At 71.7% G+C, this 24,937-nt stretch carries 23 protein-coding genes; 14 read left to right on the top strand and 9 right to left on the bottom strand.

From position 1 onward, the window contains the following. Window positions 1-68: 68 nt before the first annotated feature. Window positions 69-533 (top strand): hypothetical protein, encoded by a 465-nt coding sequence (locus tag ACZ5K7_RS22240; RefSeq protein ID WP_468915480.1) that lies wholly within the window; start codon window positions 69-71, stop codon window positions 531-533. Window positions 534-865: 332 nt separating this feature from the next. Here the strand turns inward: ACZ5K7_RS22240 and ACZ5K7_RS22235 are convergent, their stop codons facing one another. Continuing rightward, window positions 866-3,124: an MMPL family transporter gene (locus ACZ5K7_RS22235; RefSeq protein WP_468915478.1), complete on the bottom strand. Its 2,259-nt coding sequence runs from the start codon at window positions 3,122-3,124 to the stop codon at window positions 866-868. A gap of 100 nt (window positions 3,125-3,224) precedes the next feature. Between ACZ5K7_RS22235 and ACZ5K7_RS22230 the strand changes: the two genes are divergently transcribed. Continuing rightward, on the top strand, window positions 3,225-3,821 hold the full coding sequence (locus ACZ5K7_RS22230) for a TetR/AcrR family transcriptional regulator (protein WP_468915477.1): 597 nt from the start codon (window positions 3,225-3,227) through the stop codon (window positions 3,819-3,821). Between the two features lie 338 nt (window positions 3,822-4,159). Here ACZ5K7_RS22230 and ACZ5K7_RS22225 read toward each other — a convergent pair whose 3' ends face one another. Then, window positions 4,160-4,648, bottom strand: coding sequence for a MarR family winged helix-turn-helix transcriptional regulator (locus tag ACZ5K7_RS22225; RefSeq protein WP_351698495.1), 489 nt, complete (start codon window positions 4,646-4,648; stop codon window positions 4,160-4,162). Here ACZ5K7_RS22225 and ACZ5K7_RS22220 point away from each other — a divergent pair. The 4 genes from ACZ5K7_RS22220 (at window position 4,641) to ACZ5K7_RS22205 (ending at window position 8,983) form a co-directional block, all read left to right on the top strand. Further along, the gene (locus tag ACZ5K7_RS22220; protein WP_351698493.1) at window positions 4,641-5,093 is read left to right on the top strand and encodes a tautomerase family protein; all 453 of its coding nucleotides are present in this window, start codon (window positions 4,641-4,643) and stop codon (window positions 5,091-5,093) included. The two genes, ACZ5K7_RS22225 and ACZ5K7_RS22220, sit on opposite strands and share 8 nt — an antisense overlap. 470 nt (window positions 5,094-5,563) lie before the next feature. Further along, on the top strand, window positions 5,564-7,000 hold the full coding sequence (locus tag ACZ5K7_RS22215) for a glutamate decarboxylase (RefSeq protein WP_468915475.1): 1,437 nt from the start codon (window positions 5,564-5,566) through the stop codon (window positions 6,998-7,000). Between the two features lie 161 nt (window positions 7,001-7,161). Continuing rightward, window positions 7,162-8,268 carry an NAD(P)/FAD-dependent oxidoreductase gene (locus tag ACZ5K7_RS22210; RefSeq protein WP_468915473.1) on the top strand — a complete coding sequence of 369 codons (1,107 nt, stop codon included), beginning with the start codon at window positions 7,162-7,164 and terminating at the stop codon, window positions 8,266-8,268. Between the two features lie 91 nt (window positions 8,269-8,359). Further along, the gene (locus ACZ5K7_RS22205) at window positions 8,360-8,983 is read left to right on the top strand and encodes a DedA family protein (RefSeq protein ID WP_468915690.1); all 624 of its coding nucleotides are present in this window, start codon (window positions 8,360-8,362) and stop codon (window positions 8,981-8,983) included. A gap of 6 nt (window positions 8,984-8,989) precedes the next feature. On the opposite strand, the gene ACZ5K7_RS22200 is transcribed toward ACZ5K7_RS22205, so the two are convergent. Further along, the gene (locus tag ACZ5K7_RS22200; RefSeq protein WP_351698487.1) at window positions 8,990-9,133 is read right to left on the bottom strand and encodes a hypothetical protein; all 144 of its coding nucleotides are present in this window, start codon (window positions 9,131-9,133) and stop codon (window positions 8,990-8,992) included. On the opposite strand from ACZ5K7_RS22200, the gene ACZ5K7_RS22195 reads away from it, so the two are divergent. The 4 genes from ACZ5K7_RS22195 to ACZ5K7_RS22180 all read left to right on the top strand — a co-directional run bounded on the left by ACZ5K7_RS22195 (window position 9,102) and on the right by ACZ5K7_RS22180 (window position 12,749). Then, the gene (locus ACZ5K7_RS22195) at window positions 9,102-9,320 is read left to right on the top strand and encodes an acyl-CoA thioesterase domain-containing protein (protein ID WP_351698485.1); all 219 of its coding nucleotides are present in this window, start codon (window positions 9,102-9,104) and stop codon (window positions 9,318-9,320) included. The genes ACZ5K7_RS22200 and ACZ5K7_RS22195 overlap by 32 nt on opposite strands. Window positions 9,321-9,464: 144 nt before the next feature. Continuing rightward, on the top strand, window positions 9,465-10,382 hold the full coding sequence (locus ACZ5K7_RS22190; protein WP_351698483.1) for an NADP-dependent oxidoreductase: 918 nt from the start codon (window positions 9,465-9,467) through the stop codon (window positions 10,380-10,382). A 283-nt stretch (window positions 10,383-10,665) separates the two neighbouring features. Beyond that, window positions 10,666-12,090, top strand: coding sequence for an MFS transporter (locus ACZ5K7_RS22185; protein WP_468915471.1), 1,425 nt, complete (start codon window positions 10,666-10,668; stop codon window positions 12,088-12,090). A gap of 62 nt (window positions 12,091-12,152) precedes the next feature. Further along, the gene (locus ACZ5K7_RS22180) at window positions 12,153-12,749 is read left to right on the top strand and encodes a cysteine hydrolase family protein (RefSeq protein WP_351698479.1); all 597 of its coding nucleotides are present in this window, start codon (window positions 12,153-12,155) and stop codon (window positions 12,747-12,749) included. Between the two features lie 72 nt (window positions 12,750-12,821). On the opposite strand, the gene ACZ5K7_RS22175 is transcribed toward ACZ5K7_RS22180, so the two are convergent. Beyond that, entirely contained in the window at window positions 12,822-13,271 is a 450-nt protein-coding gene (locus tag ACZ5K7_RS22175; protein WP_393845819.1) for a MarR family winged helix-turn-helix transcriptional regulator, read from the bottom strand. Window positions 13,272-13,354: 83 nt separating this feature from the next. Between ACZ5K7_RS22175 and ACZ5K7_RS22170 the strand changes: the two genes are divergently transcribed. From ACZ5K7_RS22170 to ACZ5K7_RS22155, 4 genes are all read left to right on the top strand, one after another. Then, window positions 13,355-16,225: an AAA family ATPase gene (locus tag ACZ5K7_RS22170; protein WP_468915470.1), complete on the top strand. Its 2,871-nt coding sequence runs from the start codon at window positions 13,355-13,357 to the stop codon at window positions 16,223-16,225. Window positions 16,226-16,365: 140 nt separating this feature from the next. Continuing rightward, the gene (locus tag ACZ5K7_RS22165; RefSeq protein WP_351698473.1) at window positions 16,366-16,905 is read left to right on the top strand and encodes an HdeD family acid-resistance protein; all 540 of its coding nucleotides are present in this window, start codon (window positions 16,366-16,368) and stop codon (window positions 16,903-16,905) included. A gap of 93 nt (window positions 16,906-16,998) precedes the next feature. Further along, window positions 16,999-17,877, top strand: coding sequence for an LLM class F420-dependent oxidoreductase (locus ACZ5K7_RS22160; RefSeq protein ID WP_351698471.1), 879 nt, complete (start codon window positions 16,999-17,001; stop codon window positions 17,875-17,877). 72 nt (window positions 17,878-17,949) lie between these two features. After that, entirely contained in the window at window positions 17,950-19,482 is a 1,533-nt protein-coding gene (locus tag ACZ5K7_RS22155; protein WP_351698469.1) for a GMC family oxidoreductase, read from the top strand. Window positions 19,483-19,503: 21 nt separating this feature from the next. Here the strand turns inward: ACZ5K7_RS22155 and ACZ5K7_RS22150 are convergent, their stop codons facing one another. From ACZ5K7_RS22150 to ACZ5K7_RS22130, 5 genes are all read right to left on the bottom strand, one after another. Then, window positions 19,504-20,724: a low temperature requirement protein A gene (locus ACZ5K7_RS22150; protein ID WP_450972345.1), complete on the bottom strand. Its 1,221-nt coding sequence runs from the start codon at window positions 20,722-20,724 to the stop codon at window positions 19,504-19,506. A 131-nt stretch (window positions 20,725-20,855) separates the two neighbouring features. After that, on the bottom strand, window positions 20,856-21,308 hold the full coding sequence (locus tag ACZ5K7_RS22145; protein WP_351698465.1) for a MarR family winged helix-turn-helix transcriptional regulator: 453 nt from the start codon (window positions 21,306-21,308) through the stop codon (window positions 20,856-20,858). Window positions 21,309-21,404: 96 nt separating this feature from the next. Beyond that, complete coding sequence (locus ACZ5K7_RS22140) at window positions 21,405-22,670, bottom strand: nucleotide disphospho-sugar-binding domain-containing protein (protein WP_468915467.1); 1,266 nt, start codon at window positions 22,668-22,670, stop codon at window positions 21,405-21,407. A 169-nt stretch (window positions 22,671-22,839) separates the two neighbouring features. Then, window positions 22,840-23,316 carry an MEKHLA domain-containing protein gene (locus tag ACZ5K7_RS22135; protein WP_468915466.1) on the bottom strand — a complete coding sequence of 159 codons (477 nt, stop codon included), beginning with the start codon at window positions 23,314-23,316 and terminating at the stop codon, window positions 22,840-22,842. A 100-nt stretch (window positions 23,317-23,416) separates the two neighbouring features. Continuing rightward, window positions 23,417-24,844 carry an aldehyde dehydrogenase family protein gene (locus ACZ5K7_RS22130; RefSeq protein WP_351698458.1) on the bottom strand — a complete coding sequence of 476 codons (1,428 nt, stop codon included), beginning with the start codon at window positions 24,842-24,844 and terminating at the stop codon, window positions 23,417-23,419. Window positions 24,845-24,937: the final 93 nt, after the last annotated feature.

Genomic DNA, 24,937 nt, shown 5'->3' with positions numbered 1-24,937 from the left:
CCGTATCCGCGGTCGGCTGATGCCCGGGCTCGGCGCGGCCCCACCACATGTCTGGAGAGACGCGACCCATGGCTGACGAACCGCCGTTCATCGACGAGCACACCGTGTTCGTGAAGGCCTCCTCCGCCACCGTGTGGCGGGCCCTGGTGCGGGTGTACGGCGGCCGTGGGTCCGCACGACCCTCCGGGTTCGAGGTGTACGGGCATCTGGTGGGAGCCGAACCGCGGCGGTCTTCCGGAGAGCCGCTCACCGAGGGTTCGACACTGCCCGGCTTCGAGGTGGCGGAGTCGGTGCCCGGGCGTCTGGTCCGGTTCACCGGCCGCCACCGGTTCTCGCGGTACGCGCTGGTCCTGGCCCTGGAGGAGCGGGACGGCGGGACGGTGCTCGGCGCGCGCACCTATGCGGAGTTCCCCGGGCCTGCGGGCTGGGCCTACCGGCGGCTCGTCATCGCGTCCGGCGCGCACGCGGCCCTGCTGACCCGTCAGCTCCACGCGGTACGGCGTCGGGCCGAGACGTCCGGGCCGGTTCGGTGAACTCCTCTGCCGGGTCGGCGGGTTGCCGTGCGCGCGCACCGGCGGCGACAGGACCGGCGCTCCCGTAGCGGCGTCGCCGGCCCCGCGACACGAGATCCTCGGCACCGTCGCGTCGCGGTACGTGCACAGCAGCTTCACGCCGCAGGTCCGGCCTGCTTTTCTGACCGGTCCGGCCGTGCTCCTGGCCGACCCCGGACAGGAACCGGGCAGTTCCACGAGCGTGATCAGCGGGATGTCGAACGCGTCGCGGAACATCCCCGGCCTGCCCGGCCTGACCGCCTTCCCGGCGGACGCCCTGACCGCCGCCGTCGTCCTCGCCCGCGGTACCCCGATCAGCTCGCGGCCACCTCGTGCTCCTCGTGCTCCTTGTGCTCCTCGTGCTCCTCGCGCTCCTTCCGCTCCGGCTCCGCCGGTGCCTGTCGCGGCAGCCTCGCGCCCTCGATGTCCACGTCGGGCGTGATGCGGTCGAGCCAGCCGGGCAGGCCCCAGGCGCGGCGGCCGAGCAGGGCCATCGCCGCCGGTACGAGCGTCATGCGGACCACGAACGCGTCGACCAGGACACCGAACGCCAGGGCGAAACCGATGGACTTGATGATCGGGTCGTGGTTGAAGACGAACCCGCCGAAGACCGCGACCATGATGAGGGCGGCGGCACTCACCACGCGGCCGCTGCGGGCCACGCCCTGCGTCACCGCCTCGGCCGCGTCGCCCGTGTGCTCGTGGTGCTCGCGCATGCGACTGACCAGGAAGACCTCGTAGTCCATGGCCAGTCCGAAGAGCACGCCTATGAGCAGGACCGGCAGGAAGCTGGTGACCGGGCCGGCCGAGGGGATGTCGAGTACGCCGTTGAGGTGGCCCTCCTGGAAGACCCACACGGTGGCGCCCAGGGAGGCGGCCACCGACAGCAGGAACCCCAGGGCGGCCTTGACGGGGACGAGCAGGGACCGGAAGGCGATGGTCAGCAGGAGCAGCGCCAGGATCACGATGATGGCGACGAACAGCGGCAGCGCGTCGGACAGTTTGCCCGCGACGTCGATCGCGGCGGCCGTCGTACCCGCGATGTAGAGGGTGCCGCCCGCCTTGTCGACGGTGGACGCGTTCTCGCGCAGCCGGTGCACCAGGTCGGTGGTCGCCTGGGCGTCCGGACCGGTCTTGGGGACCACGGCGACGACGGCGAGGGTCGAGTCGGCGTTGGTGACCGCCGGGGCGACGACGGCCACCCCGCGGTCGCTCGCCAGGGTCTTGCTCAGCGCCTTGACGGTGGAGGTGCGGTCGGCGGCCGGGATCCCGTTCATGTCGACCACGGCGGTCAGCGTGGCGTTGAAGCCGGGCCCGAACCCCTCCGTCAGCAGGTCGTAGCTCTTGTGCTGGGTGCTGTCGACGGGCTGCGAGGCGTTGCTGGGCAGACCGAGGCGCAGATCGCGGGCGGGCACGGCGAGCGCGAGCAGGCCGACCGTACCGGCCAGGAGGACCAGCAGGGGCTTGCGGGTGACCGCGCGGCCCCAGGCCAGGCCCCAGGAACCGGGAACGCGCCGGCGCCCTTCGGGTCCCTCGGTCCGCTCCGTCCCCTCGGTCCGGCGGGCGCGGGGACGCAGCCGTTCGCCGAACAGGCCCAGGACGGCGGGCACCAGGCTGACGGCGACGAGCACGGCGAGCAGCACGGTGGCGGCCGCTGCCAGGCCCATGACGGTCAGGAACGGGATGCCGGTGACCGCGAGTGCGGCCAGCGCGATGATCACGGTCGCCCCGGCGAAGACGACCGCGCCGCCGGCCGTGGCCACGGCACGCGCGATCGAGTCCGCCACATCCTGGTCGGGGTCGGCGAGTTGCTCGCGGTGGCGGGAGATGATGAACAGGGCGTAGTCGATGCCCACGGCCAGCCCGATCATCAGGGCGAGCACGGTGGCGGTGCTGGTCATCTCGACCCAGCGGGAGACGAACTGGACGCCCAGGACACCGATCGCGACGCCCACGAGGGCGGTCAGCAGCGGCAGTCCGGCGGCCATGAGCGAGCCGAGGGCCAGGGCCAGCACGGCGAAGGCGATCACGACACCGACCACCTCGGCGGGGCCGCCGACCTCCGTCTTGGCGTCCATCGCGGAGCCGCCGAACGCGACCGTGAGACCGGCGTGCCGGGCCTGGGCCATCGCGCGGTCCAGGGCGTCCTTGGACGTCTGCGGCACATCGCTGGCCGGCTGGCGGAAGCGGACGTCCGCGTAGCCGATCCGCAGGTCCGCGGCGACCGTCCTGGTCTTCAGCGGGTCGGAGACGTCCAGGACGCCCGGCACCCGGCCCGCCTTCTTCAGGCTCGCCTTCAGGGCCGCCTCGGTCCGGGGCGCGGTGAGCCGGCCGCCCTCGGGGGCCGCGAAGACCACCCGGGCCACGCCCCCCGAGGCCTGCGGGAACTCCTTCTTCAGCAGCTCCTGGGCCTGCTGCGACTCGATCCCCGGCACCGAGAACTCGGTGGTCACCTTGCCGTGCAGGGTGATCCCGAGACCACCGACGACGGCGAGCAGCAACACCCAGACCGCGATGACCGAGCCGCGACGGCGTACTGCCCATCGCCCCCAGGTGTACAGGCGTGACGCCATGTTCCTCTTCCCTCTCACTCGCTCACTCGCTCCGCTTGCAACAACGTACGGCATTTTTACAGTCGACTGTAAATACGCCGCCGATGGTAAAGTGTCGGTCATGATGAGCGAGGGTCTGCGAGAGCGTTCCAAGGCACGCCGCCGGGAGGCGATCCTCAGGTCGGCGTACCGGCTGTTCGCCGACCGGGGCTTCGAGGCGACGACGATCGCCGACATCGCCGAGGCGGCGGAGGTCGCGCCGCGCACGGTCACGCTGTACTTCCCGTCCAAGCTGGAGCTGGCGACCTCACGGTTCGACGCGTTCACCGACCGGCTGGGCGCGGCGCTGCGGGAGCGCGCGGAGGGCCACTCGATCGTGGACTCGCTGGAGCACTGGCTGCGGACCGAGGCCGCCGACCACGGCGAGCTGGACGACCTCCACGACCGGATGCTCGAACTCAACCCGCAGGTCAGGGCGGTCGCCAACACCCGCCTCACGGAGGTCATCCAGGAGGGCACGCGCATCCTCGCGGAGGAGCGGGGGGAGGCCCCGGACGACTTCGGCCCGCGCATGGCGGCCGCCGCCGCGGCCGCGGTCGTCTGCGAGGTGATGTGCCACGCCCCCCAGGAGCGCGACATCGAGACGGCGATGGCTTTCCTGCGCGCCGGAATCGCCGCCCTCCCGGCTCCCCGGCCGGTCACCGACCCGGCGCCCTGAGGCGCTGTCCTGTCTCAACGAAGTCGGTCGTCCGCGCCTCGCTGACCCGCGTGGACTGCATTGGGTGAGACGCGGGGCCTTGGTTCGTCGAGACAAATCTCGGGGGCCAGGACCGAACAGGTTGAGTGCTGTCCGGCCTCAGGTCGGGCTTCCGCTGTACTGGTGGGGCCGTCAGGCTCTGACGCTGGCGACTTCTGAGCCGTCCATGTGGTTACGGACTCGCGTGATCAGTCCGCTGGGGACATGGAGTACCAAGCGATCTCGAGGCGGGAAAACGTTGGTGAGAAGCGAGAGCGACTGTGTCAGCAGGCCGCACCATGCCGACTCCGCCAAGCCCGCTAACGCAGCCGCGCGTTCCGATGCTGGTCGCCCGCCTGCTCCAGGGCGGCCTCGTAGGCGTGCAGGGCGGTGATGACTGTGGCGCGTTCCGAGGGGTCGAGACCGCGCATGACGCTTTCCCAGGCAGAGGCGCTGCCAGAAAGCCATTCGCCGATCGGTGCGGCGTAGGCGGGGGCGATGGCGATGATGCGGCGACGGCGGTCGGCGGGATCGGCGGTGCGCTGCAGGACGCCCGGCCGTGACAGCTCGCTGACCATGAGGCTGACGGTCGTCGGGGCCACCTCCAGCCGGGCGGCCAGCTCGTTGATGCTGGTGGGGCCGTCGTACTCCAGGTGGGCCAGCAGCGCGAGGTGTCGCGGTGCCAGGTCCAGACCCTGGAGCGCCGGAGGTATGGGCAGACGCTTGGCGCGGCCCACGAGCCGTGGCATGAGCAACAGCAGGGTGCGGACGGCCTCATTGACGGCTGGACCGTCCGATTCCGTGGACATCAGCAACCTCTTCCAGATACCTTTAAAAGCAAAGACTTTGGACTCAAAGGGAACGAGGTCCACTATGCCGCATCTGACCGTCCACCTTCCAGAGAACAGGCTGACCGGGAACGAATCCCTGCTGGTCGCCGCACTGACCGACGCTGTCGTCGACGTCTATGGCGAGTGGGCCCACGACCTCGTCAGCGTCCGCCTGGCCGGAGTCCCCGCAGGCCGTTTCGCGCAGGGTGGCAAGGCCGTGGACACAAACGCCTCGGTGATCTTGGGCGTCCGCGCCGGCGTCTTCGACCGCCCCGACGCCGCCCAGATCACCGCGCGCCTCGGCACCGCGCTCACCGACGCGATCACGCGCGTCGTCGGCGATGACCTCCGCGCCGGCACCATGGTCGAACTCGTGGCGTCACCGCCAGAACGTACCTTCGTCGGCGGCGCCCTCACCGTGTGACCCTCCATCTGGGCCACCTCACGACCCGGCTGTACTCAGGCTCAGCAGCGGTGGCAGGTGCGGAATGGGCTCCACCGTGTTTCCGCGTCGGCTTCGTCGGGCTGGCGCGGCGGCGGGATCGTTTCGCGAGGGAAGAACGCGTCGTAGATCCTCGGGCTTCGGCGGAAGGCGACGAACTTGTGGGTGGAGAAATGCTGCTCGACCCATTCAGGGCTCCATGAAGGATTCCCATACGTGTCCGGGACGCCCGGGGCCGGGACCGGGGCCGCCGCTGGGCCTGTCGGGGCACGCTGCCGGCCCGGCCAGTATGTGGATGGGAAAATCCAGTTCATCAGTCCGCAAATCGATCACTGGATCGGTGTAATCGGCACAGATGCCGGACCGAAAAGCGATCTAGCTTCGGAGTGCACGGGGGCCGTACGGACCAGAAAGGCATCGAGGCACTCATGCCCATCCCGCATACCGACGTCATGACCGCACCCGAGTTCGACACCCTGACCGCTTCGCCCGGACCCGACCGCCCACCCGTCGACGACCACCCGCCCGTCGACCACCTGCTCTCGCCCAGCGACCACCTGCTCCCGCCCGTCGACCACCTGCTCCTGCCCGTCGACGAACTGCCCGCGAACGCGTCCTCGCCGGACCTCGTCGGCCGCCGAGTACGCGACGAGCTCATGCTCGACGGCAACGCGCGGCTCAACCTCGCCACCTTCGTGACCACCTGGATGGAACCGCAGGCACGGCAGTTGATGGCGGAGACCGCGGAGAAGAACCTCGCGGACCGCGCGGAGTACCCGCAGATCACCGCCATGGAGGAGCGCTGCGTACGGATGCTCGCCCGGCTCTGGCACGCGCCGTACCCGGAGCAGGTCCGCGGCTGCTCCACCACCGGTTCGAGCGAGGCGGCCATGCTCGGCGGCCTCGCGCTCAAGCGCCGCTGGCAGGACCGCCGACGGGCCCAGGGCAAGGACACCGCACACCCGAACCTCGTGATGGGCGCGAACGTCCAGGTGTGCTGGAAGAAGTTCGCCAACTACTTCGAGGTGGAGCCGCGTTACGTCCCGATGGAACCGGGCCGCTACCACCTGACGCCGGACACGCTCACCGCCTACTGCGACGACAACACGATCGGTGTCGTCACCGTCCTCGGGTCCACCTTCGACGGCTCCTACGAGCCCGTCTCGGACATCTGCCTGGCCCTGGACGGATACCAGGCAGCCACCGGCACCGACATCCCGGTCCATGTCGACGGCGCGTCCGGCGCCATGGTGGCTCCCTTCCTCGACCCGGGGCTGCTCTGGGACTTCCAGCTCGAACGGGTCGCCTCCATCAACACCTCGGGACACAAGTACGGGCATGTCTTCCCCGGACTGGGCTGGGCCCTGTGGCGCAACGCCGAGGCCCTCCCCGACGACCTGGTCTTCGAGGTCGACTACCTCGGCGGCCGCTCCCCCAGCTTCACCCTCAACTTCTCCCGCCCGGGCGCACACGTCGTCGCGCAGTACTACAGCTTCCTGCGATACGGCTTCGACGGGCTGCGGAACCTGGCCGCCCAGAACCGTACGACGGCCCGTGCCCTGGCCACCCGCATCCAGGGCATCCCGCCCTACCAACTGGTCACCGACGGCTCCGAACTGCCCGCCTTCGCCTTCCGCCTGGCGCCCGGCACCGAGGGCCTGACGGTCTTCGACGTCTCCCAGGCCATGCGCGCCCGCGGCTGGCACCTGCCCGCGTACACCTTCCCCGCGCCCTGCCAGGACGTCTCCGTCCTGCGTCTCGTCGTACGCACCGGGTTCACCGCCGAACTCGCGGGCATGTTCATCGCCGACCTGACCGAGGTCACCCGCCGGCTGCACGGCGGCCGCCCGACGCCCCCACCGCCGCAGAGCCCGCCGGCCGCCCCCTGATGGCGACTTGAGCCAGAGAGCGGACGCCGCCGAACCTCCCGACTGCCGAACCGCACCGGCCGTGGGCGTCTTTACAGCACTCTCACAGAACCCACCCTGCGCTTGATGTTTCAAGTGTTAGGCTCGCCGCCATTCCCCCCACCTGGCTCAGGAGAATCGCTGTGCGGGACGGCAACGTAGTGGTGATCGGCGGCGGTTACGCGGGCATACGACTGGCGAAGAAGCTGGACACGGCGGCGCATGTCACGCTCGTGGACCGCAAGGAGGTCTTCTTTCACCGTATAGCCTCGCTGCGGGCGGGTGTGCGCCCGGAGTGGACGGGCGCCCCGTTCATCCCGTACGACAAGCTGCTCACCAACGGCCGTGTGGTCGTGGGCAAGGCGGTCCGCGTCGACACCGTCGAGCGCCAGGTCACCCTCGCCACGGGCAACCGGCTGCCCTACGACGTGCTGGTCATCGCCACCGGCGCCGACTACCCCGAACCGGCCCGCTTCGTCGGCTCCACCCCCGACGAGGCCGCGAAGGCCTTCGCCGAGCACCAGCACAACATCGCCGCCGCCGACCACGTCCTGGTCGTCGGCGGCGGTCCCTCCGGCGTCGAACTCAGCGCCGAGATCCGGCTGGCCCGGCCGGACGCCCGGGTCACCCTCGCGCACTCCGGGCAGGAGCTGCTGCACTCCACGGGCAGCGCCCGCGCCGGCCGCAAGGCCCGGGCCTGGCTGACGGCCCACGACGTGACGGTCCTGCTGGACGCCTTCATGGCCCCCGGCGCCGACTTCGGCACCTACCGCGACGCCCACGGCGAGGTTCTCGCCGCCGACCTCTCCTTCTGGGCGACCGGCACCACCCCCAACACCCTCTGGCTGCGCCTGGCCGGGCACGGCGACTGGCTGACCGGGACGGGACACGTCAAGGTCGACCGGACGCTCCGGGTCGAGGGCAGGCCGGACGTGTTCGCGGTCGGTGACGTGAACGACGTCAGCGAGCTCAAGGTCACCCCGGCCGCACTCGCCCAGGCCGAGGTCGCCGCCCACAACATCCTTTCCTACCTGCGCAGTTCGGGGCGGCACAGCAAGAAGCCGCGCGCCTACCGGGCCGTCCACCGCACCCCGCTCATCGTGCCCTTCGGCCCGGCCGACGGGGTGACCGTGCTGCCCGTGCCGCTCGGCGAGAGCGCGGTCCTCGGCACCCGGGCCACCGTCATGGCCAAGGCGAAGACCCTCATGACCCCCTATATGAGACGCCAGCTCGGCTACCCCTCGTCCTGACCGCACCCGAGTGTCACAGGCCAGCGCCCCGGCGGTCGGCACGTGACACTTGAAGGAAGCGACCGGCGTACGGGACGGGGAGGTGACGACGGTGATCGCCGTCAATCCGACGGACAGTGCCTCGTTGCTCGCCGCCTTCGGTGCGCTGGCCGTGCTGGTGGTGATCTTCGCCGAGTCGGGGCTGCTGGTCGTCGGCTTCTTCCTGCCGGGTGACACCCTGCTCTTCCCGGCCGGTGTGCTGTGCGCGGCGAGCGCGGACCAGCCGCCCCGGCTGGAACTGTGGCAGGTGCTGGTGTGCGCGGCCGTCGGTGCGGTGGCGGGCGGCCAGGTGGGCTATCTGATCGGGCGGCACGGCGGGCGCCCGCTGCTGGCCCGCACCTCCAGTCGGCGGCTGAAGTCTGGGGCGGCCCGGGCGGAGCGGCTGCTGGCCCGCTACGGGTACGGCAAGGCGCTGGTGATCGGCCGCTTCGTGCCGGTGCTGCGGTCGGTGCTGCATCCGGCGGCCGGGGCGCTCGGGGTGCCCGTGCGGCCGTTCACCCTCTGGCAGGCCGTCGGTGGTGTGCTCTGGTCGCAGACCTTCGTCCTGGCCGGCTTCGCCCTGGGCTCGTCGGTCTCGCACATCGACCGCTATCTGCTGCCGCTGGTCGGCGTGATCGTCGCGCTGTCCCTGCTGCCCGCGCTGGCTGAGGCGCGCCGGGCGCGGCGCGACCGGTGACCAGGCTCAGGGTTCCCAGTGGGCCAGGCTGTGCAGGGCGGCGGCGGTGTCGGTGAAGCGGTCGGCGCCGAGCAGGGCGTGCAACTCGGCGTTGAAGCGGTCGATCTCCGGCCGGGCCGTGTCGAGGACCGCGACCCCGCGTTCGGTCATCGACTATGTCCGCCCGGCCGACGGGGAGTTCCTGCGCGCCCGGGCCCAGGTGGTGCGGGCGGGCCGCGCCCTGGCCGTCTGCCGCTGCGAGCTGGCCAGTGTGAGCGGCGACGGCAGCGAGACGGTGTGCGCGGTCGCCCAGGGCACCGTCTCGTTCGCCCCCGCCCCCGGTGGCGACGGGGCCTGACCACGCCACCGCCGTCATCGGATCGCCTTTCCGGGAAGACAGCTCCGTCCTCGAGCCGTTGAACGCGTCGGCACGGTCGCTGTGCGGCATGCGGCACAGGGCCGTCGAGGCCTGTCCGAACCGGAGGAGAGCGGTGATCACGCGATGAAGGCGGTGCGGTTCCACGCGTACGGCGGGATCGATGTGCTGCGGGTGGAGGAGGTGGAGCGGCCGGTGCCCGGCCCCGGGCAGCTGCTGGTCGAGGTCCGCGCGGCCGGGATCCAGCCCGGTGAGGTGATGATCCGCGAGGGCGCACGGCACGGACGCTGGCCGGCGGCCTTCCCCTCCGGGCAGGGCAGCGATCTGGCCGGTGTGGTGGCCGAGGCCGGCCCCGAGGTACGCGGTTTCGCGGTGGGCGACGAGGTCCTGGGCTTCACCCACAACCGGGCCAGCCACGCGGAGTTCGTCGTCGTCGACGACGTGAACGTGGTCTCCCGTCCCGAGGGGCTGCCCTGGGACGTGGCCGGGTCGCTGTACGTGGCCGGCACGACCGCGTACGCCAGTGTGTTCGCGGTGGACCCTGGCCCGGGCGACACGGTCGTGGTCTCCGGCGCGGCGGGCGGCGTGGGGTCCCTGGCCGTGCAGCTGGCGCGGCGGCGGGGCGCGACGGTGATCGGGCTGGCGGGCGAGCGGAACCATGCCTGGCTGACGGAGCGGGGCGTTGTTCCCGTCACGTACGGGGAAGGCGTGACCGAGCGGGTTCGCCGGGCCGCGGGCGGGAAGGTCGACGCGTTCATCGACACCTTCGGCGACGGCTACGTGGAGCTGGCGGTGGAGCTAGGTGTGCGGCCCGAGCGGATCAACACGATCCGCGACTGGCAGGCCGCGGCCAAGGTCGGCGCGCGGACCTACGGAGAGGGTTCGGCGGCGTCCGCGGTCGTGGTCGGTGAACTCGCCCGGCTCGCGGCGCGGGGGGAGCTGGAGGTGCCGATCGCCCGCGCCTACCCGCTGGAGCAGGTGCGGGACGCGTTCCGCGACCTGGAGCGGCGGCACACCCACGGCAAGATCGTGCTGCGGCCGTAGCCCCGCCGACGGGACCGGCCGTAACCCTCCCGCCGGCACCCCACCGGCGCCCTTGGCCGCACCCCACCAGCACCCCACCGAAACCCGGCCCCACCCCACCAGCACCCTTGGCCGCACCCCACCGGCACCCCCGGCCGCACCCCACCGAATCCGGTCGCGTCGGTGGGTGCGGCCGACGACCGGGGCGCCTCCTCCGCCCAGATAGGCAGGCAGCCTGCTATAGTTTGACAGGTAGCCTGCCTAATTCTGGCGGCCGCACATGCGGGACGGGAGGAGCAGCACCTTGGGAACCACCGCCGACGTCGCCTCCGTACAGCAGGAAAAGGCTCCGCCGGGCAAGCCCTTCGGGGCCTCCTTCGTGACACCGCTGTACATGGGCGCCGTACTCAACCCGATCAACAGCTCGGTGATCGCACCCGCCCTGGTGGCGATCGCGGCCGCGATGCACACCTCCGTGGGCGGCACCGCGATCCTGATATCGAGCCTGTATCTGACCAGTGCGATAGCCCAGCCGGCGGCCGGGCGGCTGGCCGAGGAGTTCGGGCCCCGCCGGGTGTTCTTCGCCGGCATCGTCCTCGTCCTGGTGGGCGGTGTCCTCGGCGCGGCCGCCCAGAACATGCCGTCCCTGGTCGCGGCCCGGGTGCTCATCGGGGCCGGCACCTCCGCCGGCTACCCCTCCGCGATGCTGCTGATCCGCCGCCGGGCCAAGGCCACCGGCATGCAGCAGCCGCCCGGCAGCGTCCTCGGCGGCCTGGCGATCGCGGGCGCCGCCACCGTCGCCGTCGGCCCCGCCATCGGCGGCCTGCTGGTCGGCCGGCTCGGCTGGCAGACGGCCTTCTGGATCAACGTCCCCGTGGCGGTGACCGCCTTCGTCATGGCCGCGGTCTGGATCCCCAAGGACACCGACCGGGTGCGCGGGCGGTCGGCGCGCACCCTCGTCTCCCGCCTCGACCTGGCCGGCATCGTCGGCTTCGGCGGGGCGCTCACCGCGCTGCTGGTGTTCCTGTCCTCGCTTCCCGCCCCGCAGTGGCCGGCCCTCGGCGTGTCCGTCGTGATCGCCGCCGCCCTCGTGGCCTGGGAGCTGCGCGCCGCCAACCCCTTCCTGAACGTCCGGCTGCTCGCCTCGAACCTCGCGCTCACCCGCACCTACCTGCGCAACGGCCTCACCCTGCTGGGCACTTACGTGATCCTCTACGGGCTCACCCAGTGGCTGGAGGCCTCCCGGGGGCTCACCGCCTACCAGTCGGGCCTGGTCCTCATCCCGATGGGTGTCCTGTCGGCGGTCTCCGCCCGGGTGGTGTCCCGGCGCGGCCGGGTCCGCGCGCCGCTGGTCGTCTCCGCGCTGCTGCTGCTCGTGGGCGCCGTCGCCACCGTCTTCGTGGACGGCGGCACGCCCGTGGCCGTGGTGGTCGCGATCACCGCGGTGTTCGGCCTCACCTCGGGAGCCGGCACGGTGGCGAACCAGACGGTCCTGTACCAGGAGGCGCCGCACGACAGCGTCGGCACCGCATCCGGACTGCTGCGCACCTTCGGCTACATCGGCTCCATCGCCTCGGCGGCCATCACCGGCACCGCGTTCCACACGCATGTCGACGACACCGGTCTGCGGCACATCTCCTGGGCACTGGTCGGCATCGCCGCCGTCGTCCTCGTCATGACGGTCCTCGACCGGCAGTTGGCACACACCGACCGGCGCCCCACCCCCTGACCACTCTCCTCAACCGTACGGAACCAGCCGGAACCAGCCGGCAAAACAAGAAAGTTCAGGTAATGACCAGCACCGTCCCGCACCTCGACCCCACCCGCACGGCCCTGTTCCTCATGGACTTCCAGCCGGCCGTCCTCGCCGCCGTCCCCGACCCGGACCAGGCGCTCGCCCGCGCCCACGATGCCCTGTCCTGGGCCCGCTCGAACGACGTCCAGGTCGTCCACGTCCGGGTCGCCTTCGCCCCGGAGGACTTCGCCGCCGTACCCGAGCTCAACAAGTCCTTCGCGCCCGTCGCGCAGAGCGGGTTCCTCGCCGACGGCAGCCCCGAGGCCGCGCTGCACGAGTCGTTCGAGGTGCGGGAGCGGGACATCACCGTGCGCAAGACCCGTATCAGCGCCTTCGCCAGCACCACCGACGCCCGTGAACTGCTGCGCAAGCAGGGCATAGACACCCTGGTCCTCGCCGGACTGTCCACCGGCGGAGTGGTGCTGACGACCCTCCGGCAGGCGGCCGACGACGACTTCGGGCTCTACGTCCTCAAGGACGCGACCGGCGACCCGGACCCCGAGGTCCACCGGGTCCTGACGGAGAAGGTCTTCCCGAGCCAGGCGCACGTCATCGAGACCGGCGAACTCCAGGCGCTGACCAAGACCGCCTGAGGCCGGACAACAGAGGTGCCCCTCCCACCCGGAGGGGCACCTCTGCCATGTGCCGAAACCCCGGCCCGGCCGTCACCGCCCGCTGTCCGCGATCCTGTTCATGATCGCCGCGGCCTTCAGCAGGGTCTCCCGCTCGTCCGACCGCAGATGCGCGTCGATCGCCGCGCCGAGCCAGGTCGCCCGGGCGACCGGGATCATCCCGAACAGGGCCTGCCCCTCGGGCGTGGCGTGGATGAGGGTCTTACGGCCGTCGCCGGGATCCCTGCTGCTGGCGATCAGGCCCCCGGCACGGAGCGACGCGAGCGTCTCGGCCATCGACTGGCGGCGCACATGCTCGGCCTGCGCCAGCTCACTGGCCGTGACCGGGCCCTCCTCGACGATCCGGCCCAGCGTGGTCAACTGCGACCAGCTCCACCGCATGTCACTGGGGGCCGACTCGGTGCGCAGCCGGGCCCGCAGCCGGGTCATCGCCTTCATCAACTCGGCGGCGACCTCGGCCTCCGGCCTTGGGTCACTGGTCATCGCTCCACCCTACCCAGCGCCCACCCGGCATTTTAATCAACTATTTGCGCCGTCAAGCATTTTGCGGGGGCTATATTCAAATCGTGAGCACCTCCGAAAGGCGTCGTCAGACCGAGGAACCGTCCCGATCACCGTCGGGCGGGGCGCAGCTGGTCGGACGTGCCGCCGAGCTGGAACTGATCGACTCGCTGCTCGCCGGTCCCGGTCAGGGCAGCTCCGGTCTCCTGCTGCACGGCGAGCCGGGGGTGGGAAAGACGGCGCTGCTGGACGCCGCCGCGGCACGGGCCACGACGTACGGGATGCGGGTGCTGCGTGCCGCCGGCGCACAGGCCGAGGCCAGGATCGCGTTCTCGGCGCTGCACCAGCTGCTCTACCCGGTGCGCCATGACGTCGACCGGCTGGCCGAGCACCATCGGGACGCCCTCCACCAGGTCTTCGATCTCGCCCGGAGCCCGGCTCCGGAGTCCCTGGTGTCGACGGCGCTGCTCGCCCTCCTGGAACTGACCACCGCGGAACGCGCGCTGCTGCTGATCGCCGACGACGTGGCCTGGTTCGACGAGGCCAGCGCGGCCGTCCTGGGATTCGTCGTACGGCGGATCGCGGACGCCCCGATCGTCTTCCTGGCCGCCTCCCGGATCGGGACCGAGGACCTCTTCCGGCGGTCCGGACTGCCCGAGCGCACGGTCGAGTCGCTCGACCCGAGATCGGCGGGCGCCGTCCTGGACGCCTGCTCCCCCGGGCTGGCCCCCGTGGTGCGCCGGCGGCTGCTGGCCGAGGCCGACGGCAACCCGCTGGCGCTCCAGGAGCTGCCCGTACCGCTCACCGAGCGACAGCGCGCCGGCCAGGATCCGCTGCCCGACCGCCTCCAGTTGTCGCGACGCCTGGAAGCGACCTGCGCCGGGCTGCTCGCCGATCTGCCCGCACCGACCCGCAGGCTCATGCTGCTGGCCGCCCTGGACGCGGACGCCGGACTCACCGTGCTGCGCACGGCGGCGCAGGGGTCGGCCCACATCGACGACCTGGTCCCGGCCGAGCGGGCCGGTCTGGTCCGCGCGCCCGCGGCCGGCTGCGGTCTCACGTTCTGCCACCCGCTGATCGGCACGGCCGTGGTGGACCTGGCCTCGCCGAACGAACGCCGGAGCGCGCACGAGGCGCTGGCCGCCGCGCTGGCCGCCGATCCCGAGCGCCGGGCCTGGCATCTCGCGGAGGCCGCCGCCACGCCCGACGAGTCGGTGGCGCGGGCGCTGGACGAGGCTGCGCTGACCGCCTGGCGGCGCGGCGCCGGATCCCCCGCCGAGCTGCCGGCACCGGTCGGAGCGCTGCTCTCCGACCGGCGGCGGATCGCCGCGTCCACCGCGGTCACGGCGCTGATGCGGGCCGGCGAGCTGAGTCCGCACCCGGTCGACCGGTCCCGCCGCCTGGTCGAGGCCGCCTTCCTCGCCACCATGACCGGTCAACTCGACCAGGTGAACCGGCTGCTGGCCGACGCGGGGCAGACCCCGGACACCCCGACCGGGCTGGTCTTCGCCGCCACCGCCCATCTGCTCACCCATGACGAGGGCGATGTCGACACCGCCTACCGGCTGCTGGCACAGGCCCTCGACCACGCCTGCGAGGCCGAGAAGGGCGACTGGGACCGGCTCGGCATCCTGTACACCCTGCTGCTGGTCAGCCTCTACACCCTCAGACCCGAGCCGTGGAAGCTGCTCGACACCGCGATGGCCCGGTTCCCGCCGGAAGCGGTCACCCCGTTCCAGCTGTGCTACGACGCGTATGTCGACCCCACCCGCAAGTCCGACGCGATCCGGGAGGGGCTCGCGGACGCGTTCGCCGGGCTGCCCGTCGACGCGGCCCCCTGGCAGATCGTCCCGCTGGGCTTCGCCGCCGTCGCCCTGGACGCCCTGTCCGACTACCGGTCCCTCCTGCTGCGCATGATCGAACGGGAGCGGGACGGCGGCGCGATCGGCATGGTGATCCCGGCGCTGCTGCTGCTCTGCCAGGACTCCTACGTCCACGGACAGTGGGACGAGGCGGAACGGCTGGCGCAGGAGGGGCTGGACCTGGCGGCGGCCTACGGATACCAGTTCTGGGAGCGGCAGCTGCGTGCCGTGCTGGCCTCGGGCGCGGCGCTGCGCGGCAACGCGGACCTCGCCCGTACCCGCAGCGCGGAGACCACGAGGTGGGCGGCGCCGCGCGGCATGGACGTGACGGAGGGGTACGCGCGGTCGGCACGCAATCTCGCGGCCATCGGACAGGGCGACTACGAGGAGGCCCTCGCCCAGGCGGCGCGGATCGGGCCGCCCGGTGCCCCCACCGCCGGTGTGCCGGGCCGGTGGATGGTCCTGGACTTCGTGGAGGCGGCGGTCCGCACCGGCCGGGTCGAGGACGCCCGGGCGCATGTGCGCGGCGCCCAGGAGGCCGGGATTCCCCGGATCGGGCCGCGTACCGAGCTGATCACGGCGGGGGCGGCCGCCGTGGCCGCCGACGACACGGAGGCCGCCGCCCTGTTCGAGGCCGCCCTGTCCCTTCCGGACTCCGCGCGCTGGCCCTGGGACTTCGCGCGCATCCAGTTCGCGTACGGCCAATGGTTGCGCCGCACCCATGACATGGCCGGGGCGCGGGCCCAGCTGGGCGCGGCCCTGGAGACGTTCGACCGGATCGGCGCCGAGTCGATGGCTCAGCGGGCCGCGGCCGAACTGCGCGCCACCGGTGTCTCCGTGGCCCGGCCCGACGCGGCGCCGGAGCAGCTGACCGCCCAGGAACGGCAGATCGCCGAGCTCGCGGCGACCGGCCTGAGCAACAAGCAGATCGGCGAGCGGCTGTTCCTGTCGCACCGCACGGTCGGCTCCCATCTGTACCGCGTGTATCCCAAGTTGGGCATCACCTCACGCGCCGCTCTCCGTGGCGCGCTGGAGGCGAGGTCCGTCGCGGAACAGGACGACGAGGCTCCGTAGCGCACACGTCGCGGTCGCAGTAGCCGAACCAGTCGAATGACGGGTGGCAGCGGACCGCAATGCCGATAGCGTCCGCCTGTCACGCGCTCCCAGGCCGAGGCGAAGTCGGCGCCACGGCACCCTCGTTTACGGAGGACTCCATGCTCAGTTCGCCCAACGCGCTGCTCTGGCGCGGCCTGCTGGCCGTCGTCATAGGCATCGTCTCCGTCTCCTGGCCGGGCATCACCGTCGGCGCGTTCGTCGTCCTGTTCGCCGTCTACGCGTTCATGTACGCGGTGATGGACGGGGCCCGCGCCTTCAGCAGCGACCGGGTGGGGCCGGTCCTCGGCTGGCTGGCGCTGGCCGTGCTGTCGGTGGTCGCCGGGGTCAGCGCCCTGGCCTGGCCGGGCATCACGGCACTGGTGCTCACCCTCTGGGTCGCCGCGTGGGCGCTGTCCACCGGTGCCACGGAGGTCGCCCTCGCGTTCCTGCGCGGGGAGACGGCGGGCGACCGCGCCCTGTTCCTGCTGACCGGCCTGGTGTCGGTGGCGCTCGGGTTCGTACTGTTCGTGCGGCCGGACATCGGGGCGGTCTCGCTGGCCACCGTCTTCGGCCTGTTCAGCATCGTCCACGGCATCTCGGCGGTCTTCGCCTCGTCGGAGGTGCGGCGCAGGCACCGCGCACAGCCGCTCGGCGCCTGAGCGACCGACCAATTTCCTTGCTTGACAAAGCACATAGTGGTCCCGGCATACTCGATGGCGACACCCTGGCGGCCCACACCACGGAAGGCCCGCATGAACCTCGGCATCGCCATCGCGGATTTCACCCAGCCCGGCGGCCCGGCGGGCATCGCCCGTCATGTGGCGCAACTCGCCCGTAGTGCCGAGGAGTTCGGCTTCACCCGGATCGCCGTCATGGACCACCTCTTCCAGATCGGGATCGTGGGCGCCTCCGAGCAGGAGATGCTGGAGGCGTACACGACGCTGGGCTATCTGGCCGCGGCCACCGAGCGGGCGGAACTGCTCGCTCTGGTGACCTCGGTCGGCTATCGCGAGCCCGGACTGCTGGCCAAGATGATCACTACGCTGGACGTCCTTTCCGAGGGCCGCGCCGCGCTGGGCATCGGCGTCGGCGCGGGCTTCAACCTCGCCGAGGCGCGCGGGCTCGGACTGCCGTTCCCGCCCGTCGCGGAGCGGTTCGAGCGGCTGGAGGAGACCCTGCGGATCTGCCTGCAGATGTGGAGCGACGACGAGAAGCCCTTCGCCGGCCGCCACTACCACCTCGAACGCACCCTCAACTCCCCCGGCACGCTGCGCCGCCCCCACCCGCCGATCCTCATCGGCGGCTCCGGCGAGCGGAAGACGCTGCGGCTGGTCGCGGAGTACGGGAACGCCTGCAACCTCTTCTACGGCCCGGACCTCGCACACAAACTCGACGTCCTCCGCCGGCACTGCGACGAGGTCGGCCGCGACTACGCCGAGATCGAGAAGACGGTCCTGCTCCCCCTCGACCCGGGAGCGCGCGGCGAGCGTGTCCCGGCCCTGCTCGCGGAGTTGCGGCGACTGGACCACATCGGCATCGACCATGTCATCGGCCCGGTCCGCGGCGCCGACCAGCATGCCGCGCTCCGGCTGCTGGGCGAGCGGGTGGTACCGGAAGCGACGCGGATCTGACCGACGGGCACACCGTGAGAGACCGCTATGAATATTTATTTGCTTGCCTAAGCAATAGATAAGGAGATTCAGATGACCATCACGAGCGACCACGCCGGTCACCACGAGGCCGATGTCGTCATCGTCGGCGGCGGCTCCGCCGGCGCCGTGCTCGCCGCCCGGCTCAGCGAGAACCCGCGACGCACCGTCCTGCTGATCGAGGCGGGTCCCGACTACCCCGCCGACCGGGTCCCCGAGGGACTGCTGACCCCGCACCTGCTGGCCGACCCCGACCACGACTGGGGCTACAGCGCGCGTGCCACCGACCGCGCCCCGAGCATCGCCGCCCCGCGCGGCCGGGCCATGGGCGGCAGCTCGGCGGTGAACGCCGGTGTGGCGATCCGGGCGCGGGCCGCGGACTTCGCCGCCTGGGGCGAGCGGTACGGCATCAAGGGCTGGTCGTACGAGGAGGTCCTGCCCACCTTCCGGGACCTGGAGAACACCCCGTCCGGCGACGACGCCTTCCACGGGCGGACGGGCCCCTTCCCGATCCGCCAGTGGACCTACGAGGAACTCACGTCCCCCATGCGGGCGTTCGTGGACAGTGCGGCGGCCCTGGGCCATCGGCGCAACGACGACTTCAACGCCGACCGGCAGGACGGCACCGGCGCCTACCCGGTCAACATCGTCGACGGGGTGCGCCAGAACACCGCCCTGGCGTATCTGACGCCGCAGGTGCGCGGCCGCCGCAATCTGACGGTGCTGAGCGACATCACGATCGACAGGGTGCTCGTCGAGGACGGCAGGGCGCGCGGTGTCGTCGACGCGTCGGGCACCGTCCACCGGGCCGGTGAGGTGGTGCTCAGCGCGGGCGCGTACGGCAGCCCGGCCATCCTGCTGCGCTCGGGCGTCGGCCCCGCCGCGGATCTGCGGGACCTCGGCATCGACGTGGTCGCCGACCTTCCCGTCGGGCGCCGACTGCAGGACCACCCGTTCTTCCACTCGCTGTTCGCGCTGGCGCCCGAGCACCAGGACATGACGTCCGCGTTCGCCGCCCATCTGTGGCTCGCCTCCCGGGAGGCGCTCCCCGGTGAACTGGACCTCGCCGTCGTGGGCACCCATCTGCTGGACGGCTCGTTCAGTCCGACCGGCGGGGCGATGGTGCTGGCGGCGGCCGTCACCCGGCCCGAGTCACGCGGCTCGGTGCGGCTGGCCGACCGTGATCCGCACGTCGCCCCGGTCATCGACGACAACTACCTGGCGACGGACCGGGACCGGCGGCGCATGCTGGAGGCGGTGCGGCTGGTGCGCCGTCTCGCGGGCAGCGGGCCCCTCGCGGGCACGTTGGCGGCGGAACTGGTGCCGGGCGACGCCGTGGGCAGCGACGAGGAGCTGGCGGCGGCGATCGAGAGCGGCATCGCCACCTACGGTCATCCGACGTCCACCGCGCCGATGGGCGGCCCCGAGGACCAGTGGGCCGTCGTCGACGAGACCGGTGCCGTCAAGGGGCTGGCGGGGCTGCGGGTCGTGGACGCCTCGATCCTGCCGGAAGTGCCGTCGACCGTGACCAACGCGACCACGATCATGATCGCGGAACACATCGCCCGCCGGGTGTACGGCGACTGAGGCCGCCGTCGGCCCCTGCGTTCAGAGGGCCGGTGTCTCGTCGTGGCCCAGCCGGCGGGCCACGGCGAGGCCCCAGGGAATGCCCAGCAGGGCGACGAGCAGCAGCCCGAGCAGGAGCGGCGCTGGACGTGCGGCGCCGAGCGCAAGGGCCGCGAGGGCCACGGCGAGGCAGGTGCCGGCGAGCGGACGGTAGAGCTCCCGCTCGTCCCGCCAGGCCTCCAGGCCGGTCGCGACCAGCATCGTCGCGACCAGCACGACGGCCACGCCCCCGCACAGCACCCAGGCCGTGGCGGCGGGAGTGCGGTCGGCGTGGGCGTGCTCGACCAGGCCGACCATCGCGGCCCCCATGGCGGTCACCGCCGCCGTCAGCGGCAGGTGGGTGAGCATCCAGCCGAGGGTCACCGTGCGGGTGCGCCGGGGCGGGCGGTGACCGGCGAAGTCGAAGTACGTCCACCAGGCGCCGAATCCGACCACCACCGCCACGAGCCCGACCGCGAGGCTCATGACGGTGGTCGGTTCGCCCGCCAGCCCGTCCACGACGCCGGTCACAGTCTCGCCGAGCACGATGATGATGAGCAGCCCGAACCGCTCGACGAGCGCGTCGGTGAGGGCGAGCGCCGATTCCTGGGCCGGGGCGACCGTGAGGACCATCCAGGCGAACCCGGCGAGAAAGGCGAGGGCCAGCAGCCCCCAGGTCAGCAGGCGGGTGTCGGCCGGCAGCCCGGCGCCGGCGAAGAGCACGACCGCGCAGGCCGCCGTACCGATCACGTACAGCCGGGTGGGTCTGCGGAACTCGGCGGAGCTGCCGCGTCCGGCCAGGAACCAGAGCACGGCCAGGACGGCGAACAGGATCCCCGCGTTGACCGCGAAATGGGCGCCCTCCGCGCCGCCGGCCTTGGGGATGAACGCCCCCAGCGGGACGAGCACGAGGATCTGCAGAAGGAAGAGACTGCGGCCCCGGGCGTCGTCGTGACCGTGCAGATCGTGGTGGAGCGTGCCGTTGAGCCAGGCGATCCACACCAGCGCGAACACCACCGCGAACTCGCCGAGGCCGTGCCAGGTGAGGTGCGCCGCCAGGTGGTGGGCGGCCTGGGCGACCAGGACGACCACGACCAGGTCGTAGAAGAGTTCCAGCGGGCCGACCACCCGGTGTCGCGGCTGGTCCCCGTGGACCCGCGGCGGCCGCCACAGCTGGCGGCGCAGCCGGGCCCAGCGCTCCTGGCTCTCCGGTCGCGAGGTCATACCCGCGGTCTCGGCCGAGGTCGCTGCTGCATGACTGCTCTCCGGGTCATGGGCGGGCTGGAGGTGCGCTTCCGGCACTGTTTGACACTTGTAGATTAGCAGTCCGGCGGGCTCGGCCAGGCCGGCGAGACTCAGTCGAGCTTCTCCACCACCGCTTCGAACTGCCGCACCATGGCCGGCACCGACCTGCCGTCGAGGAGGTCCATGACCCGCTTGCGGGCGCTCGCCAGATGCACCGGGTAGGCGTCCTGGAGGCGCTTGAGCCCTTCCGGGGTGAGGGTCGCGACATTGCCGCGGGCATCGCCCTCGTAGCGCCGCTTGACGACCTGGCCGCGGCTCTGCAGCGCCTCCACGACCCGGGTGATGCGGCTCGCCGACAGGGCGGTGGCCGAGGCGAGGTCCGTCATCCGGAGCTCCTGGTTCTCGGCCTCGGAGAGGTTCATCAGGACGACGTATTCGGTGAGCGTGAGCCCCGTGGACCGCAGCAGATCGTCGTCGAGCGAGCGCGGCAGCGCGACAATGACGCGCATCAGGGCACGCCAGAAGCGTTCTTCGTGGGCGGTCAGCGGGTCGTCGTCGCTCATCCCGCCAGAATAGCGTGCTCAAGCAAGGACTCTCAAGCTTCCGGAGCACGTCAGGGGCTGTTCGGCGGCCGGCCGGACAGCCCCCGACCAAGGCGCTCAGGCCTGCTCGACGATCTCGGCGACGGAGTCGAAGGGCTCATACTGGGCGTACTGCCCCTGGATCTCGCTCGCACGCTTGCGGTACCGGGGGTCGCCCAGTACCTCGTCGACGGCGGCGCGCACGGCGGACGCCTCCGGTCGCGCGGTACGCAGGTTGACGCCGGTGCCGGACCACTCGACGCGGGCGGCGACCTCGGGCTTGTCCTCCGTCTCGCCGCCGACGACGAGCGGGACGCCGTGCCGCAGCGCGGTCTGGACACCGCCGTAACCGGCGTTGGTGACCAGGACGTCGGCGAACGGCAGCAGCTGCTCGAAGGGCACGAACCCGGCGAGGTGGACGTTGGCGGGGATCCGGCCGTCCATCGCCGCCCGCACCATGTCGGGACCGTCGGGACGTGCGGTGGCGGCCACGACGGTCACGTCCGCGTCCGCCAGCGCACGGAGCGTGGGAACGACGAGCTGGGTCAGGTCGCCGTTCTCCACGGTGCCCTGCGTGACAACGACGACCGGCCGGTCGGACGACAACTCCGCCCACCAGTCCGGGCGTTCGAAGCCGGCGTCGGAGGCGGCCGGGAGGGGACCGATGAAGCGGAAGCCCTCCGGCGCGTCGCTGCGCGGGTACTCGAAGGCGGGGACGGTCAGTTGGAGCGTGTGGTCGGGGACTCTGGCCATGGCGTCGAAGAGAGGACCGGGGATCGTGACGCCCATCGAGGTGAAGACGCCCTCGACGTACTGCTGCACGTCGGCGAAGGTCGGTGCCATCTGCGCGCGCATCCCGTTGTAGGCAGCGCGCTCCTCGTCGTTGGTGGGCGGGAGGAGTCCCGGTCCGAACGGCGCGGTGTCCACGCTGTCGAAGGTGGGCGGCGTGATGCCGATGTTCACCAGGAGCGGGCGCCGGCCCCGGGGAGCGCGCAGGGCCATCGACATGGTCCCGAAGGTTGTCGTGAACTCGCCGAACACCACGGTGGCGGGGAACTCGGCGAGCAGTTCCTGAAGGCGCTTGTCGTGGGCCGGCGCGGCGTCAGCGCCGAGGTGCTTGAGATCGAAGGACAGGCGCTCAAAGGGGGCGAGCTTCTCGCGCTCGGCAAAGCGGGCGTCGAGAGCGCCGGTGGTGAGGTCGACCTCAGCGGGGTACGCGGCGAAGCGCGCCCCGGTCTTGAGGATCTGCTCTTCGAACCCGGCGCCCGTGTAGAAGAGCACCTCGTGACCGCGCTTCGTCAGGTCGGTCGCGATCGCCGCGAGGGGCACGATGTGGCCGGTCAAAGGGCTCGCTGTAACGATGATCTTCGCCATTGTCCCATTTCTGGACAGACCGGGCCTCGGCCCGGAGGGATTTATTTGCTTTAACAAGCAATGTATTGGATCCGCCCGCGGGCTGTCGAACGCTTCGCGGAACCCGGCGCGCGTCGAGTCCATGAGCGCTGAGGATTCGTCAGATGTGCGTCCATGACGGGAAGACCGCCGCCTGGCCGTGGCAAGTGCCGTCGGCGTCAAGGAGGTTCCACATCGTGACGTCCTCTATCCAGAACCTGCGGCCGGACTTGGCGATCCTCACCCCCCGATAGCCGGAGGCGAATCCGCGCTCCGTCACCGACCGCACGAAGGCGTCCCTGTCGCCCTGCGCGTCCGGTTCGGCGGACAGCCGGGACGGGAGCCGGACGAACTCCTCCCAGCCGTACTCGAAGCACTTCTGGGCGGTCGCATTCGCGTAGACGAAGACGGGATCCGGGCCGGCGTCGTGCGCGAGCAGCCCGAAGGGCGCGGACTCGTAGAGCCAGCGGGCCGCCTCGTCGGCGTCCGGGAACACCGCGGGGCACAAGCGGGTGCCGGTCAACCGTTCATGACTGGAGAGGAGAAGGTGTGCGAAGTCCGAACCCCGCCTGTGCTCTTCGTGGAACTTCATGGCCATCGGTGACCGCCTTTCGTCGCTTTCCGAAAGGATGGTTCCAGAGCACGTACGGCCGACGCGCAACGGGGAGGGTTCGGTCCGCACACCCACCGCAGCCGTGTCACCACACCTGCTGGTCCTCCTGGAGGCGCACGGCGACGAACTTGGTCTGGGTGTAGTGATGCAGCGCCTCCAGGCCCTTCTCGCGGCCGTATCCGCTGTTCTTGTAACCGCCGAACGGACCCTCGACCATCATGCCGGGCGGGTAGGCGTTGACGTAGACCTGCCCGGCCTCCAGCCGGGCGGCCACCCGGTGGGCGCGGGTCACGTCGGCGGTCCAGAGGGCGGCGGCCAGGCCGTACTCGGAGTCGTTGGCGATGGCCACCGCCTCGTCCTCGTCCTCGAAGCGCAGGACGGCGAGGACCGGTCCGAAGATCTCCTCGCGGGCGATCCGCATGTCCGGGGTGACGTCGGTGTAGACGGTCGGCTCGAAGACCCAGCCCTCCCCGGTCGGCCGGCCACCGGCGACCAGGGTGGCGCCGTCCTGCTCGGCGATCTTGAAGTACTCGTTGACCTTGTCGTACTGCGCGTGCGTGATCGCCGGTCCGTAGGTCTCCCCCGGCGTGATGTGCGTGAGCACGGCGCGTACGGCCGCCACGAACTCGTCGTGGATCCGGGCGTCGACCAGCAGCCGGGTGCCCGCCATGCAGGACTGGCCGCCGTTGGGCAGGAACGCCTCGACGGCACCCTGGGCGGCCTTGGCCAGGTCGGCGTCCGCGAAGACGATGTTGGGTGACTTGCCGCCCAGCTCCAGGGTGAGCGGGATGATCCGGTCGGCGGCGATCCGGCCGATCTCGCGGGCGGCGCGGACCGAGCCGGTGAACGCCACCTTGCGGACCTTCGGATGGCCGACGAGCGCCGCGCCCACGGTGTCCCCGGTGCCGGTGACGACGTTCAGGACGCCGTCGGGCAGGCCGCATTCGGTGGCGATCCGGGCCAGTCGGAGCGTGGTCGCCGAGGTGAACTCGGACGGCTTGGCCACGACGGCGTTGCCGGCCGCGAGGGCCGGGGCGATGGAGCGGGCCGCCTGGTTGAGGGGCGCGTTCCAGGGGGTGATGACACCGACCACGCCGAGCGGCTCGCGCCGGGTGTACGCGTGGAAGGCGGGCCCGATGTTCACCACCTCGCCGCCGGGCAGGTTGACGAGACCGGCGTAGAACTCGAAGAAGTTGGCGGCGCCGGCCACCTCCAGCGGGGTCTGCCAGGCGGGCTTGCCGGTCTCGGCCGACTCCAGCTCCGCGAGCTCGGCGGCCTCGTCGCGCAGCCGCTCCGCGATGGCCGTGAGGACCCGCCCCCGCTCGACGGGCTGCCGGTTCCACCAGCCGTCGACCGCCCCGGCCGCGGCCTGGACGGCCCGCTCCACGTCGGTGGCATCGCCGAGCGCGATCTCGTGCACGGCCTCCTCTCCCCCGGGAGCCGTGGACGGCAGCCAACCGCCCGCAGCCGGGTCGGTTTCCGCGCCCGCAATCCAATGTCCGTGACGCTTCATCAGCGCTCTCCTCATGACTGGGCAAACAACTGGGCAAAGAGAGGTGAATGAATTTTCATTCACCCCTCTGCCGCACAACCTACCCCCTCCGTC

This window comes from Streptomyces sp. NPDC031497 (assembly GCF_055580905.1).
The sequence above is the reverse complement of the archived record's forward strand: the minus strand, read 5'-3'. Positions and strand labels throughout refer to the sequence as shown.

What these genes read in the sequence shown, in the direction of transcription:
- ACZ5K7_RS22130 (WP_351698458.1), bottom strand. Translation starts at nt 24,844, where the DNA reads ATGAAGCGTCACGGACATTGGATTGCGGGCGCGGAAACCGACCCGGCT.
- ACZ5K7_RS22150 (WP_450972345.1), bottom strand. Translation starts at nt 20,724, where the DNA reads ATGACCTCGCGACCGGAGAGCCAGGAGCGCTGGGCCCGGCTGCGCCGC.
- ACZ5K7_RS22215 (WP_468915475.1), top strand. Translation starts at nt 5,564, where the DNA reads ATGACCGCACCCGAGTTCGACACCCTGACCGCTTCGCCCGGACCCGAC.
- ACZ5K7_RS22175 (WP_393845819.1), bottom strand. Translation starts at nt 13,271, where the DNA reads ATGACCAGTGACCCAAGGCCGGAGGCCGAGGTCGCCGCCGAGTTGATG.
- ACZ5K7_RS22225 (WP_351698495.1), bottom strand. Translation starts at nt 4,648, where the DNA reads ATGTCCACGGAATCGGACGGTCCAGCCGTCAATGAGGCCGTCCGCACC.
- ACZ5K7_RS22240 (WP_468915480.1), top strand. Translation starts at nt 69, where the DNA reads ATGGCTGACGAACCGCCGTTCATCGACGAGCACACCGTGTTCGTGAAG.
- ACZ5K7_RS22145 (WP_351698465.1), bottom strand. Translation starts at nt 21,308, where the DNA reads ATGAGCGACGACGACCCGCTGACCGCCCACGAAGAACGCTTCTGGCGT.
- ACZ5K7_RS22135 (WP_468915466.1), bottom strand. Translation starts at nt 23,316, where the DNA reads ATGGCCATGAAGTTCCACGAAGAGCACAGGCGGGGTTCGGACTTCGCA.
- ACZ5K7_RS22165 (WP_351698473.1), top strand. Translation starts at nt 16,366, where the DNA reads ATGCTCAGTTCGCCCAACGCGCTGCTCTGGCGCGGCCTGCTGGCCGTC.
- ACZ5K7_RS22235 (WP_468915478.1), bottom strand. Translation starts at nt 3,124, where the DNA reads ATGGCGTCACGCCTGTACACCTGGGGGCGATGGGCAGTACGCCGTCGC.
- ACZ5K7_RS22180 (WP_351698479.1), top strand. Translation starts at nt 12,153, where the DNA reads ATGACCAGCACCGTCCCGCACCTCGACCCCACCCGCACGGCCCTGTTC.
- ACZ5K7_RS22190 (WP_351698483.1), top strand. Translation starts at nt 9,465, where the DNA reads ATGAAGGCGGTGCGGTTCCACGCGTACGGCGGGATCGATGTGCTGCGG.
- ACZ5K7_RS22160 (WP_351698471.1), top strand. Translation starts at nt 16,999, where the DNA reads ATGAACCTCGGCATCGCCATCGCGGATTTCACCCAGCCCGGCGGCCCG.
- ACZ5K7_RS22155 (WP_351698469.1), top strand. Translation starts at nt 17,950, where the DNA reads ATGACCATCACGAGCGACCACGCCGGTCACCACGAGGCCGATGTCGTC.
- ACZ5K7_RS22200 (WP_351698487.1), bottom strand. Translation starts at nt 9,133, where the DNA reads ATGACCGAACGCGGGGTCGCGGTCCTCGACACGGCCCGGCCGGAGATC.
- ACZ5K7_RS22230 (WP_468915477.1), top strand. Translation starts at nt 3,225, where the DNA reads ATGATGAGCGAGGGTCTGCGAGAGCGTTCCAAGGCACGCCGCCGGGAG.